We start from the raw sequence: 14056 nt of genomic DNA on the forward strand, positions 1-14056 counted from the left end.
CATACCTTTCATGACAACGCTCCAATGAGTTCAGCAAGATAGGTCGCTGGCGTACCTTGAGGAATGCTCAGCTCCACATCATTGATGAGAAGTGTCATGTTAGCCGTAGCTATCTGGGCCTGATACTTGGTTGTCTTTTCGACGATTTCGGCTTTAACAAATCCGACAGATTCCGATTGGTTTACTGTTTGGAGTTGACGCCGCTTGGCGAAGAACGTGGATAAACTCAGTCCATGCTCTTCGCAAAAAGCGCGTTGGGTAACACTGCTGCTCTCATATTGTTCAAACAGTGATTGCCATTCTAGGTTGGTGCGTCGTTTTGCCATTTCAACTCTCCTTTGGGTTGGAGAGTTGATCTTATTCTTCGCGCTGAAAGATTAGAATGCGGGGTTTATGGCGCGTTTACGCCAAGGTTGGGCAAGCGGAATAGCACGAGCGTATAAAGAAATAGCACGTAGGGACAAAGGGCTAACATCAACTGAAATCACTCTACTTACCGAGTATCTCAATACACATATAGATACTAACAGTAGTTGCCATGACAGCCTTGAACAATCGCGGGACGAAGGCATCCTGTTTGGATATCGAGGAGGGCTTTCTTACAGTTCTACTGCAAGTATTAATCTTTTAGATGCTCTATACATAGGGCTGTTGGCGAGAAAAAAACCAGATTACAATCAATGGGTTGATACACTCTTAAATTATCTGCAATACTCAAGTTCAGAAAGTACATGGCAATTTGTGCTAACTATTCATGGTGAGCAACTGTACTGGGCTAATAAGGATAAGGTTAATAGTTTACTTAAGTCGTTACTTCTAACAATCCCAACATTATTTGAACGTCCTATTCTAGTGCATACACTATGGAAGCTAGTTGAGCGAATTGATGAACCGTTATTAATAAAAATATTAAACTTGTGGCTAGAGAGCGAAAGTGAAGCTTGCAAACAAGCCGCAGCAGAGTTGATGGCTGGATTAATTATTTCAAATCGAGCAAGTGAACCGATGGTAACGCTTTGGGAAACTGCACTGAACTCAGAATCCCTCGCAGTGAAAAAAGGCGGTATATATGCTGCGATTTCAGGTTGGTACTATGAAGGTGATGTGAGGGCGAGATCGCATAAGGTGCTTATTTGCTGTGCACGATACGATGTGAACTTTATTGGTTCAGCATTTAGTTCTTTATTTTCCTTCAATAAGCGACTACCTCAAGATGCACATACTCAAGACTTACTTCAATTTCTATCTGAACACCCAGAACTCGTCAAGACACTGGATTTTAGAAGTCTACTTGAAGCATTAGGAAACATTAACCCTCGACCAAGATCTCTTCCTGCGATACTGCTCATAGTAAAGGCTATTACTGAAGAAAAAGTAAAAGACGCACCCCGTAGCTACATTCCAGATGTAGACAAGCTCATTGAGTTAACAGTGACGTTGCAGCGAAGCACTACGACAATAAAAACAGAAGCGATGTCACTGTATGAGATGCTGCTCGATGCTGGTTCGTATCAAGCAGAACGAGCTGCTGAAGAAGCCTCAAGGGCTTAGACCTCTATAAGGCTCCCTGTTATATGGACAAAGGCAAGACTGTTATTCAGTCTTGCCTTTTTATTCAGTGAGACAATAGAAACGTCCCCCACCTACTCCACCAATATAGGCTTACACCAACAGCACTGGTGAAGCAGGCTTGTTTGAGGTGTCTAGTAACGGAAGTTTGATTCGATTTGTGTATGCTGTATACCACTAACAGAAAATGCTCTTCGTATACTTTCACAGTTACCCAAATCCACACCTTTTGGCATCATATTTGTCATTGCACTTGATACTTGTCCAAGGTTTAGCTTCCGTTCTTTCCACTGGTAACGCCCCTTGCTCGGGTAAAGCTTCTCTAGAAGGTTCCATTCGTGCAGCCTCTTCAAACAATGATGTATTAAGGTTGAGCTACGCGTAAACTCATCAATGGGTACATCATATTTGTAGCGATACGGAATGTATATTTCTTTAGACTCATCATCGTTAACATACTCAAATGGATTCACTGTTAGCTCTCTCTTTTGACCATTCTTAAAGAGCCAACAGATCTTAATACATGATACGGAACCTGTTTTAGTAAACTGGCTCACTTGTTCAACGCGTGAAAGTATCACCCTGTCTAGTACATTCCTGAGCCCTTCCGAATGCTTAGCGCGTGACTGTTCCGTAAAGTCTTTTCTAACAGCGTCAGTATAAAGGTCGTCTTTAAGATAGTTTGAAGTAACGCGGAATTGCTCATCTTTTAGGTCTTTCTTATTTGAAGTCAGCAGCTCAATTTGCTCTTCAGCCTCCACAATCAATTCAGCAATAGTAAGGCTTTTTTTCTCTCGGTAGAGCTTAGTTAAGTCCTCTAAACGCTCATGAGCTGACTCTAACTCTTCTTTCACTCTGACTTCACTATTATCGATTAGCTCTAGGCTTGCTTTCTCTGAGAGGTAAATGTCTTTCGAGATTTCCAACGAGAGGTACTCTAGCACTCTAACGTTAAAAGCTTCTCGCGGGTGGTTTCCTTTAGAGGCATTTGAGCAAATATACGTCGGTTCTGGTCGCCCTTTATCAACAAAGACCATTTTAGACCCACAGTGGTGACAAGTAGCTAAACCTTTCAACACATGGATTTTATCGTTTTTCGTAGCTCTTCCGCTTGTCTTTGCTCTTATTTGTTTCAGTCGGAAAAAAGTTTTTTGGTCAATGAGTGGTGGATAGTAGCCTTCGAGTTCATGGCTCACTTCATCCACCCTGACAACTTTTGTTCCAATAAGCGACACCCTTGTGTGTAAAGCCGTGATGGTGTCAATACTCCACATTTTGTCATTTTCAAACTTGCGCTTTTTAACAACTTTGAATGGAAAATGCTTATCAAGGTATATTTTCACACCATAAGGAGTCTTCCCCTCAAGAAGAAGATCAACAGCCTTTTGGATACCTTGCGCATTGTCATTAAACTCGTTAGTCGGTTGATCGATCCACAAAGGGACTCGGCCTAACGTAGACTGAGGTTTTCCTGTTTCATACCATTGTTTCAAGCCAACCTTCATCGCATCTTTGACTCGTTGGCTTTTGACTCTCGATTCTTCGTGAGCTCTCTCCATTGAAATTAGGGACTTCATCAAATCTATAAACATAGATGAAGACCTACGGCAATAAAGTTGATCATCAGCTTGTGAATAAATTCGTACACCACGATTCAAAATATAAAGTAAATCAGACATAGCCTCATTCACTTCTTGTCGACTCAATCGGTCAAGAGAATAGATAACTATAATTGATCCAGAAGCTATTTTACCTTCCTCAATGTGGCTCAATAGTCGCCCTAGATCTCCTGTTTTATGCTCCCCATTATATGCACTTAGTCCATAGTCCACATACGCCTCATGATGAATATGCAAACCATGTTCAAGTGATAGCTCCTCTAATATCTCCCTTTGAAGCTGAGTCTCTAAACCAACACCTTGCAGCTGCTTTGTTGAGCTAACTCTCGCATAGTTTACGATGGTGGGGACTGCCATAATTTCTCCTAAACTTTCTTGGCGTTAAATAACATAATTTATTCTAAGCAGAATATACTGTTCACCGTGAGCAACAGAGCCGTCACCAGCGGTGTAAAAAGCCAATTATTTCAATCAAAATGAATCAAGTGACTAAAAAAGCACCAACTTGATAGTTGTGGGAGAAAAGTGCCAGTAACTGGCAAAATTTTGAGAATGGAGTTAAGGAAAAGTGGAAGTGGCTGTGCACTCCCACATATTAATTGTCTAAGCTACCTTTTAGCGGCTTAACTACACTATCCAAACCTTCGATTTTCAAAGCTAGGCAAAGTTGCATCAACTCACCTAACTCTCCCGAAGGAAATTGTTCTTTTTTGGCGAACCACAGCAAGTATTCTTCAGGTAGGTCAATCAAGGTGCGGCCAGCGTATTTTCCAAATGGCATTTGCATTCTGGCTAGCTTAATTAGGTTCTCTTTCTCTAGCATTACAAGCTCTTTCTAGACGTCGTCGATGTTCTGTAGAGTATCACCTAAACGTTCAACCCAATAGTTGATCGCATCTTTGGCATCATCTAACGAATCAATCATAGTAGAAAAGTCTTTGTTACCCGCTTCGCGGTCGATAGCTGCAAACAACGGAGTGCCATCTTGCGCGTCACTGACCAATAGCTCAACACTGGCGCTCCCAACGTTAGTGTGCTCGCCTATCGTCACCTTAGATATGGTCGACATCGCAAGGCCAAACGGCAGCACACTGCTTGTCACGGCTAAGATCGGATTGGGCGTTTCAACATTACTTAAGGCAATACTCAAACGTAGCGTGTTCCCTGTTGGTTCATCGACAATCGTTTTATGAGGCGATATTTTCGCTTCCAAACGGCTCACCATATGATCTGTGAGCTCCTGAATGTCTTCCTGATCTAATGTGCCTTCTTCTGCTAACACAAAGATTTGGTCGATCACCACAGAGTCATAAGCGTCTAATTTGGATTTCAAACGTTGTTCGTCACGCAGCCCTATCCTTGCCCAAACTAAATCAACGCCTCCATCAGGGCCAGGCTGAAAATCTTCATAACTGGTGAATTTAGTCGCGGTTTTAATTGGGCCGCCTGCACAACCAAACAAAAACATGCTGGTTGCAACAAGCAAAAGGACTTTCAAAGGTTTCATAACGCACTTAAGTAAATCAAGGAATTAACTAAGTATGCCATACCCTAAGTGGGAAAGTTGTAGAAAAAGAGGTAAAACTCAGAGCTCGATCTAAAATCAATGGTTCTGAACGGTATGCGCATACTCTACGATCACCTGATTGCCTTCGATATAAGCATTTTGGATCTCACCATCAACACTCATTCTACTTTTCAGATAAACCACTTTGGGCCCGGATTCATTGTCTTCTTTAAGTGAAGGGAGCACATTCCTTGGCTCCAAATGAAGCAAACGACAGAAGTGACTAACGAAAGACATGGTTAATGCTTTCTCCCCTCTTAGCACTCGAGAAAAATCCAACTGGTTCATGCCTAGCTTTTTTGAAAACTCCATCTGCGTAATTCGCATTCGAGATTTTTGTGACATCCACGTTTGGTACAAAGCATCTCTATCTTGCTCAGTGAATTCCATTACCGGTTCCTTTATATAATTCATGCCAATCAATTGTCCGGCTTTTCATACATGGCATGTCAGGGTTTGGTTAGTGGAAACCAAAGGTTTGGTTTTGATATGGAATAACCTTGTTTGATCTGTACAGAGCTATCAGAGCTATCAGAGCTATCAGAGCTATCAGAGCTATCAGAGCAAATAATGATCCGCCAACAGAGCAACAAACAAAATCATAAGATGATAAATGGAGAACTTGAAGGTCTTCATCGCCATGTTAGGCTCATCACGATACTTAAGTACCCAAGCGTGATAAACAAACCCACCGTTGAGTACCAATGAAGCGCTTAGGTATATCCAGCTGCTCATGCCGACCAATACCGGCAATATACACACGATGCTAAGCAACAAGGTATAGAGCAAAATAGAAGTCTTGGTGTATTCGATTCCGTGGGTCACAGGCAGCATAGGGATGTTCACTTTGGCATACTCGTCACGACGATGAATTGCCAACGCCCAGAAGTGCGGAGGGGTCCAAATAAATATGATCATCACCAATAACCAAGCGTTTGAATGAAGCTCATTAGTAACTGCCGTCCAGCCCAACAGCGGAGGCATTGCACCAGCGATCCCTGCTATCACGATGTTTTGCGGCGTCGCTCGCTTCAGATACATGGTATAAATCACTGCGTAACCCAACAAGCTTGCAAAGGTTAACCAAGCGGTGAGTTGATTGACCCACACCACAAGCGTGACGAAACCAAGTAAGCCAATACCCGCGGCAAAGCTGAACACGCGCGCACTACTCAGTTCGCCGGATGGTAAAGGTCGTCGATTTGTTCGAGTCATCTGGCCGTCGATCTTTTTATCGATCAAATGGTTAAATGCAGCGGCTGAACCTGCCATTAACCCTATCCCAATCATTCCGAACAGAGTTTGTTGCAAAGGCAATCCATTCGGCACAGCCAAACACATTCCAACCAATGCAGTTAGCAGCATCAAAGCCACCACTTTCGGCTTGGTCAGTGTTAAATAGACCTTCCAAACAGCTTTGTTTTTTGCAGCCGTTTCGTTAATTAAAGCGATGTCATTGCTGGCTGCTATCTTAGGACTTGAGGCTACTCCTTGAGCCATCACTCCATGTTGTGTTGACGTTCTACTGACCATGATTACCTCCTTGTAATACACTGTTCTTCACCAAGCTCTCACTCGGTTTGTGTTGCCACACGACAAAATTGGTGACAACCATGCTGATGAGCAACATCGCTGCGACTAGGTTATGCAAAACCGCTACTGAGATTGGCAGGTGAAACCATACATTACTGATCCCAAGGCTGATTTGAGTAAACAAGACTAATGCGACAATCACGCTCAGCTTTTGGTGAGGCACTTGGCCAAATTTCCATAGCTGGTACACGATCATCAGCACCGTTAACGTCGCCACAATAGCTCCGAACCTGTGCATGACATGGATGGTGAGCCTTGCGGGATATTCCAACACACCAAACTCATAGTTGTCATGACCGTGTTGAGCAAAATCGAACGCATTTTTGAAGTCGAGATAGCTCATCCAGTTACCTTCACATATGGGTAACTGTGTACACACCAACGCGGCATAGTTCGACGATGTCCAACCACCAAGCAGTATCTGCCCGACCACAATGAGTAGCCCGAACAGCGTCCAAGCTTTAAGTGTTGAAGAATAAGAAGCCTCGCCAAAACGGCTTTGAAATTGAGATAAACGACAGTAGAGCAGACACAACAGCGACAGTAGCGTGAAGCCCCCCATCAAATGTGCCATAACCACAACGGGCATCAACTTGAGAGTCACCGTCCACATTCCAAGCAAAGCCTGAAATATCACGGTTGCAGAGATAAATAACGGAAGACCAGCAGCTGTTATATTCTTTTTAATACACCAAGCAACAACGACAAAGATAAGCAGCCCTAATGTTCCTGCAAAGTAGCGATGGATCATCTCTATCCACGCTTTGTCTGCTTCGAGAGCACGTTCTGGAAATTGTAGATTGGCTTGATTCACTGCTTGGGCATCAGAAGGAACGGTTATCTTGCCGTAACACCCTGGCCAATCAGGACAGCCAAGGCCAGCATCCGACAAACGGGTATAAGCGCCGAGCACGATCACGGTAAGGGTTAATAAGATAGTTAATCTCATCATGTGTATGAGTAAATCAGGGGCTCTATTCTGCATCGTTTATCTCCCTATATTTATTCCCTTTTCGCTAACAACACTCAGCATTAACGCAATTTGCTAAAGCTCATCAATTCAAGCTTAGTGACTCAAGCTTATCAACTTAAGCTGATTAACTACCCAACTCGTGACAGCTTAAGCAACTTTCTTAAATCATGAATCATCCCTTTAGATTGACTAACTAACTGAGACGGGTCAGAAACGCTTTTGTACTCCATGACCAACTGCCCTAGTGGGTCAATAATGACAATCGAAGCAGGCGAAAACTCAGTACTTAACTGATCACCACCAGCTAACAAAGATAAATCCGGCTTATCGAGCGAACCCGACAACGAATTACCTTCTGAGACAAAAACAACGGCAGTCACTCGCTCTTTGTTTTTCCCTAACGCCAAATAGCTTTGATTCAAATAATGGAGTTGTTGTTCGCACAAGCTTTCACACTCTGTAGGAGCGATATAACCCACTAACCACCCTTCTCCAGCCATGGGTACCGTTACGCCGAAATCCGCAAGCGTGGTTCTTGGTTCTACCAATTCGCCTGAGTTAGTGACACCTGAGGTATACCAATTCTGGTCCAATACAGTTTTGGCGATAATGGCTGGCAAAGCGAAAATTAAAACAAGTCCAATTAATACCAAGCGCCCTTTAGTACGACGGCTTCTGAGCTCAGCCATATTTGCCTCGGTAATTTCCCTGTTCACTTGTGCTTGAGATTTATCCATCCTTGTTCCTCGTGATAGGTGTTGCCTTTAGGTACCGATAGCCAATCAACATCGTCAAAAACAAAAGTACCGCAGCCATAACAAACCATTGAAATGAGTAACCAAAGTGCTTCTCAGATTTCATCGCCGTTGGACGCCATAACATTTCATAGGGCCATGCATCTAAACTCTGAGGTTGGAAGACAAAGGGCAGCACTTCTTGCCCGGTGTACTGTGATAGCGCTGTTATGTTGATGTTCTGAATTCTTTTAGGCATTGTGTTTTCTAAACCCAGCTCATGACTTAGAGGATTCACTGAACGAGTGTACAAACGCCCTGACATATTGGTCGGTAGTGTTATGTTTCCTAGTTGTGGAAGCTCTCTTCTGTCATTACTTGCCGCAACGAACCCAAGATCGATCAACAGTTGTTTTCTTCCATCTTGTGTTGGAACTTCGCCCAACATGTAAATCACATACCCTACCGTTCCTTGGTTAATCTGGTTGTCTAACAAAACCACTAAACCACTTGGTGCTTCCAATTCCACATCAACCTTCAAACCATTTAAAGACGGCAGTTCAGGTGAGCCTTGCGCTTGTGTACGCGAGTCTTTCCATTCAGAGATAACCGCATCCAATAACCTAGACGATTGCTGCGCTCTTTCTGATAGCTGCTGTTCATAGCGCAATTTCTCGTTACCTCGATCTAACTGCCACAAACCCAACTTGATTAAAATGCCGACTGAAACCACAGTTAAAACAACCGCTATCCAAAAACCTATACTGCGGAACTTGTGTTCATCATCAATCAATCGGTTTGGAGTTATCACTATGGCGTCATCTACCTTTGTGTTGTTGTTTAAAATTGTGTTAGTCGCTTTGCTGTTCTTCATCGCTTTCAATTTGATGAAAGGCCTAATTCAAATCGCCTCAGGTAAACACAATGGCAAAAGACTGAGTCACTTCTTGGGTCGTCGAGTCATGTGGTCAGCCGTTGTCGTGCTACTTTTATTACTTGCTTTGGGATCAGGAGTGATAACTCCCAACCCTCGCCCCTATTAACCCCCTATAGGCTCAGCAGTTAAAGTACATAGACAAACACGAACAGACCTAACCAAACCACATCAACAAAGTGCCAATACCAACTGCCCGCTTGGAACGCAAAGTGGTCTTTCGGAGTGAAGTGGTCTTTCGCAACTCTCGCCAGTAACACAATCAAAAAAATCGTTCCCAAACAGACATGCAAACCATGAAACCCAGTCAATAAGAAGAAGGTATTGCCATAGATGCCAGATTGAAGTGTCAATCCCATCTCTTGATAAGCGTGAAGGTACTCTTCAACTTGGAAGAACAGGAAGAAGCCAGCCAGAACAATGGTTATCTCTAGCCACACGATCAAAGCCATACGCTTATTTTGTTCAAGACTGATATGTGCCATGTGCAGCGTCACAGAGGAAAGCAGCAGAATAATGGTGTTCTTAAGCGGGATACCTTGCCAAGACATGGCTTCTGTCGTCACGCCATCAGGTGTCGTGGTTAACGGCCACATTGATTGGAACATCGGCCACAACACTTCATGGGTCATTTCATTGTTGCCCGCACCGCCAATCCAAGGGACAGAAATCATACGAGCGTAAAATAGCGCACCAAAGAAAGCACCGAAGAACATGATCTCAGAGAAGATGAACCAGCTCATTCCTTGTCGAAAGGAACGAGATATTTGCTCAGAATAGAGTCCACTCAATGATTCCGTGATCACATTGCTAAACCAACCTGCAAGCATGTAAAGCAACACACAAAATCCGACTAACAGCACTGCTTTTCCAAACACGCCACAAGCGGTATCTGTCCCCATGTTTTGCACCGTCAAGCCAGCGCCAACCGCGACCAAAAACAGCGCGACGGCACCCACTAATGGCCAGTGACTTTGATGTGGAACGAAATAAACTTCCTTTTTAGAACTCATCGCTCAACTCCTTATGTTGATACTGGTTCTGTAAATCCCTAGTTACTTGCGAGTGTGCTCGCTTTTGGTGAGCCAGATTGTAGTGTGCTCAATGTTGATGTACTCACTTCAGGCTTACTTGCCTTTCCACTCACCTGACTCGTGATGTTAAACAGCGTATATGAGAGCGTGAGTGTATGTATCGATTCTGGAATATCTGGCTCGATGTAAAATATCAAACCCATTTCAGCGGTCTTGTACCCGTCCAATGGCTGCTGATTAAAGCAAAAGCATTCCATCTTATTGAAGTAAGTTGCTCCCATACCTGGAGAAACCGATGGTACGGCTTGGCCAACCAATGAGGCTCCAGAAAGGTTTTTGGCAATGTAGTTAGTTTGAACCACCTCACCAGGATGAACCTCTAATACTCGAACCTCAGGCGAAAACTGCCACGGCATATCTGGCTTAATGTGCGACATGAATTCAACACGAACAGTACGAGAGTAATCAGGCTGCATTCCCTGAGGTTGAACGGCAGAGACCGTGTTGGTTTTGCCGTTGATCCCCAAGGCTTCACACATTACGTCATACAGAGGAACCAAAGCGAAACCGAAGCCAAACATCGCGACCACGCTCAACACCAAGTAGCCCGTCAGCTTTTTAGTCGAGCGCTTATTAGACAGGCGCTTTGGTTGTTTTTTATCTTGATTGGGATCGCTTTGCTTATCACTCATAGCTAATCCCTCTAGTCTACTTTAGGTGGATGAGTAAAGGTGTGGTGAGGCGCAGGGCTTGGTACTGTCCATTCAAGACCTTCTGCTCTATCCCAAGGCTTGCTTGGTGCAGGCTCTCCGCCTCTTACGCACTTAATCGCTAGCCATAAGAAAATTAGCTGAGACAACCCAAAGGCAAAACCACCAATCGACACCACTTGGTTAACGTCAGCAAATTGAATAGCGTAATCTGGAATACGACGCGGCATGCCCGCTAGTCCTAAAAAATGCATAGGGAAGAACAGTACATTGACTGAAATTACCGACGTCCAGAAATGCCACAAACTGAGCTTGTGGTCGTACATATGCCCAGTCCATTTCGGCAGCCAATAATAGGCGGCGGCCATAATGGAGAACACGGCGCCTGTCACCAGAACATAGTGGAAATGAGCCACCACAAAGTAAGTATCGTGATATTGGAAATCAGCAGGCACGATAGCGAGCATCAATCCGGATAACCCACCTATCGTAAACAGAACAATAAAGGCAATCGCAAACAGCATTGGGGTCTCAAAGGTCAAAGCACCCCGCCACATGGTCGCCACCCAGTTGAAGACTTTCACACCGGTCGGCACCGCAATCAGCATAGTGCAATACATGAAGAACAATTCGGCAAATACTGGCATACCCGTGGTGAACATGTGGTGCGCCCAAACCAAGAATGACAACAATGCGATACTACAAGTCGCGTACACCATAGAGTGGTAGCCAAACAGACGCTTACCGCTGAATGCTGGAATGATGGCTGAGACAATACCAAAAGACGGCAAGATCATGATGTACACTTCGGGGTGCCCAAAGAACCAGAATATGTGCTGGAACATCACCGGGTCCCCACCACCAGCGGCATCAAAGAAGCTAGTACCAAAGTATTTGTCGGTCAGCACCATGGTAACCGCACCCGCGAGCACGGGCATCACGGCTATTAGTAAGAAAGCGGTAATTAACCATGTCCATACGAACATTGGTAGCTTGAACCAAGTCATACCCGGCGCGCGCATGTTCACTATGGTTACGATCACGTTAATCGCCCCCATGATCGAACTGATCCCCATAATATGAACTGAGAATACGAATAGCGCGGTGCTGTCTGGGCCATAAGTTGTTGAGAGCGGAGCATAAAATGTCCAACCAAAACTCGGCCCGCCTCCCTCAGTAAACAAAGATCCGATCAGGATTAAAAATGCAAAAGGCAGAATCCAGAAACTGAGGTTGTTCATTCTCGGCAACGCCATATCTGGAGCACCGATCATCATCGGAATCATCCAGTTAGCCAAGCCCGTAAAAGCGGGCATTACTGCGCCAAACACCATGATCAAGCCATGGACTGTGGTCATCTGATTGAAGAAATCGGGCTCAACGAGTTGTAACCCTGGTTGGAAGAGCTCAGCACGGATCACCATTGCCATGGCACCACCCGTCAAGAACATCGCAAAACTGAACCAAAGATATAATGTACCAATGTCTTTATGATTGGTTGAGTAAAGCCAACGCGCCCACCCTTTTGGAGCAGCGTGAGAATCGTGATCATCCAGAGGCAGGTCATTATTGCCTAGTGTACCTTCCGTAGAATGGCTCAGTGCTTGGTCTTCTGCTGGAGCCGATTTCACCGGCTTATTGATTGGTGAACTCATAACTGCTCCTTAGCATCGTTTTGTGCTTTGTCCGTTGAGCCTTCCGTTTCATCCGTTGAACCTTGTTCGTCAGAAGCTTGTTCCCCGCCTTCTTGCTTGGCTTTATAAGCGTTCACATCTGAAGCCTGAACAATATCGCCAGTGTCATTACCCCAAGCGTTTCGTTGATAAGTCACTACCGCTGCGATCTCTTTCTCAGTTAACTGATTATCGAAGGCTTGCATCGCCGTCCCGCCACGACCATAAACAATAGTGTCGATATGAACATCCACATCGCCAAGCGCAATAGGGCTTCCTTTTATGGCAGGAAATGCTCCGGGAATACCTTCTCCGTTAACTTGGTGACACACCGCACAACGAGTTTTATACACCTCTTCGCCAATGGTATTGAGCTCTTCCAAGGAAAGTGACGCATCTAATGCATCTTGCGCGGCTTGCTGTGCGGCTACCGCAAATTCTTTTTGTTCGGCTAACCATGCGTCATACTCAGCTTCTTCCATCGCATGCACCACTATCGGCATAAAGCCATGAGCACGACCACATAACTCAGCACACTGGCCTCGATAAACACCGGGCTCATCTATCTTTGTCCAAGCCTCATTGATGAAACCCGGAATGGTATCTTTCTTAACGGCAAAAGCTGGTACCCACCATGAGTGAATAACATCATCGGAAGTCATCAAAAAGCGGACTTTACGATTGATAGGCAGTACAAGTGGCTTATCAACTTCTAGCAGGTAATGCGCGCCTTTCACTTCGATGCCTTCAATCTCTTTGTCACTGGTTGCTAGGAGGCTAAAAAACTCAACGTCTTCACCAAAATAGCTGTAATGCCATTTCCATTGTGACCCTGTGATTTTAACGGTCAGATCTGATTGGGAGGTGTCTTCCATCGCTATTAAGGTTTTAGTGGCGGGTATCGCCATAGCGATAAGGATAACAATAGGAATGATGGTCCAAAGAATTTCTACTTTCGTGCTTTCGTGAAAATGGGCAGCAACCGCACCCTTCGACTTTCTGTGCCTCAGAATCGAATAGAACATCACTCCAAAAACAACAAAGGCAATCGCACAGCAGATATAGAAGATCAGCATATGAAGCTCGTATACCTTACCGCTGATCTCAGTGACACCTTGAGTCATGTTGTATTCACTGCTTGCATGCACCAAAGGCGACACCAAAACCACAACAAAACTTTTCAAAAGCCACGCTAGCCTAACCAGTAATCTTTTCAAAAGATCTCTCCTTATCCTTCCTAATTGGATACTTGCGACCTAAATGTCGTTGCGAGCTACGTTTCATTACGAACTACATGTCATTACGAGCTATGTGTCATTCCGAGCCAGACAACATTCATTGTTATTCCAGCTGAACATGAAAAGCTGAATCTCAATCTACAACTCACATGGAGCTAGCCTGTAAACGGGCTGCTGACATCATCTGAACTTAAGAACCTATACGGATCATAAGCTTTGTAAGTTTCCACTAAAGATTCAAAAACGACGAACTTGTTAAGTTTTGTTATATTTATGTAAAAGGCTAGTTAGTGATATCCAATTGTTCAAGGTAAGTTTACTTATTAAACAGTCAATTATTTAAAGTGGCTTTACCCATATGCCTTTCCCTTGCTGTTGGAATTTATTTTAAATCGAGTTTTACGATTGCTTT

Annotated in this window: 15 protein-coding genes; 2 read left to right on the forward strand and 13 right to left on the reverse strand. The window is 44.3% G+C overall.

Features of this window, described 5'->3' with window-relative positions:
- Positions 1-8: 8 nt before the first annotated feature.
- Positions 9-326 carry an IS66 family insertion sequence element accessory protein TnpA gene (gene tnpA, locus AB6D80_RS18285; protein WP_017104947.1) on the reverse strand — a complete coding sequence of 106 codons (318 nt, stop codon included), beginning with the start codon at positions 324-326 and terminating at the stop codon, positions 9-11.
- A gap of 67 nt (positions 327-393) precedes the next feature.
- Between tnpA and AB6D80_RS18290 the strand changes: the two genes are divergently transcribed.
- Entirely contained in the window at positions 394-1551 is a 1158-nt protein-coding gene (locus tag AB6D80_RS18290; RefSeq protein WP_372189222.1) for a hypothetical protein, read from the forward strand.
- A gap of 152 nt (positions 1552-1703) precedes the next feature.
- Here AB6D80_RS18290 and AB6D80_RS18295 read toward each other — a convergent pair whose 3' ends face one another.
- The 8 genes from AB6D80_RS18295 to AB6D80_RS18330 all read right to left on the reverse strand — a co-directional run bounded on the left by AB6D80_RS18295 (position 1704) and on the right by AB6D80_RS18330 (position 8929).
- Complete coding sequence (locus AB6D80_RS18295; RefSeq protein ID WP_017079654.1) at positions 1704-3545, reverse strand: recombinase family protein; 1842 nt, start codon at positions 3543-3545, stop codon at positions 1704-1706.
- 238 nt (positions 3546-3783) lie between these two features.
- Complete coding sequence (locus tag AB6D80_RS18300) at positions 3784-4011, reverse strand: DUF3820 family protein (RefSeq protein ID WP_017079653.1); 228 nt, start codon at positions 4009-4011, stop codon at positions 3784-3786.
- A gap of 12 nt (positions 4012-4023) precedes the next feature.
- Positions 4024-4695 (reverse strand): DUF3313 domain-containing protein, encoded by a 672-nt coding sequence (locus AB6D80_RS18305; RefSeq protein ID WP_371707069.1) that lies wholly within the window; start codon positions 4693-4695, stop codon positions 4024-4026.
- A 96-nt stretch (positions 4696-4791) separates the two neighbouring features.
- Positions 4792-5145: a hypothetical protein gene (locus AB6D80_RS18310; RefSeq protein ID WP_009845655.1), complete on the reverse strand. Its 354-nt coding sequence runs from the start codon at positions 5143-5145 to the stop codon at positions 4792-4794.
- 168 nt (positions 5146-5313) lie between these two features.
- A complete protein-coding gene (cyoE, locus tag AB6D80_RS18315; protein ID WP_371707068.1) occupies positions 5314-6288 on the reverse strand; it encodes a heme o synthase in 975 nt (324 codons plus the stop codon).
- Positions 6278-7333 (reverse strand): heme A synthase, encoded by a 1056-nt coding sequence (locus AB6D80_RS18320; protein WP_371707067.1) that lies wholly within the window; start codon positions 7331-7333, stop codon positions 6278-6280. Before AB6D80_RS18320 ends, cyoE begins: the two co-directional genes overlap by 11 nt.
- A 116-nt stretch (positions 7334-7449) precedes the next feature.
- On the reverse strand, positions 7450-8058 hold the full coding sequence (locus AB6D80_RS18325) for a hypothetical protein (protein WP_065678176.1): 609 nt from the start codon (positions 8056-8058) through the stop codon (positions 7450-7452).
- Entirely contained in the window at positions 8051-8929 is an 879-nt protein-coding gene (locus tag AB6D80_RS18330; protein WP_371707066.1) for an SURF1 family protein, read from the reverse strand. The genes AB6D80_RS18325 and AB6D80_RS18330 overlap by 8 nt, the downstream gene beginning before the upstream one ends.
- Between AB6D80_RS18330 and AB6D80_RS18335 the strand changes: the two genes are divergently transcribed.
- Positions 8868-9098 (forward strand): DUF2909 family protein, encoded by a 231-nt coding sequence (locus AB6D80_RS18335; protein WP_029203703.1) that lies wholly within the window; start codon positions 8868-8870, stop codon positions 9096-9098. The genes AB6D80_RS18330 and AB6D80_RS18335 overlap by 62 nt on opposite strands.
- 19 nt (positions 9099-9117) lie before the next feature.
- Here AB6D80_RS18335 and AB6D80_RS18340 read toward each other — a convergent pair whose 3' ends face one another.
- The 4 genes from AB6D80_RS18340 to coxB are packed head-to-tail and all read right to left on the reverse strand — an operon-like array spanning position 9118 to position 13623.
- Positions 9118-10002, reverse strand: coding sequence for a cytochrome c oxidase subunit 3 (locus AB6D80_RS18340; protein ID WP_371707065.1), 885 nt, complete (start codon positions 10000-10002; stop codon positions 9118-9120).
- Positions 10003-10040: 38 nt separating this feature from the next.
- Complete coding sequence (locus AB6D80_RS18345; protein ID WP_017103797.1) at positions 10041-10715, reverse strand: cytochrome c oxidase assembly protein; 675 nt, start codon at positions 10713-10715, stop codon at positions 10041-10043.
- An 11-nt stretch (positions 10716-10726) separates the two neighbouring features.
- A complete protein-coding gene (gene ctaD / locus AB6D80_RS18350) occupies positions 10727-12388 on the reverse strand; it encodes a cytochrome c oxidase subunit I (protein WP_102582820.1) in 1662 nt (553 codons plus the stop codon).
- A complete protein-coding gene (gene coxB, locus AB6D80_RS18355; protein ID WP_371707064.1) occupies positions 12385-13623 on the reverse strand; it encodes a cytochrome c oxidase subunit II in 1239 nt (412 codons plus the stop codon). The genes ctaD and coxB overlap by 4 nt, the downstream gene beginning before the upstream one ends.
- Between the last annotated feature and the right edge of the window lie 433 nt (positions 13624-14056).

Origin of the sequence: Vibrio sp. 10N.247.310.17, assembly GCF_041466605.1 — a bacterium.
Taxonomy (GTDB): Bacteria; Pseudomonadota; Gammaproteobacteria; order Enterobacterales; family Vibrionaceae; genus Vibrio; species Vibrio tasmaniensis_A.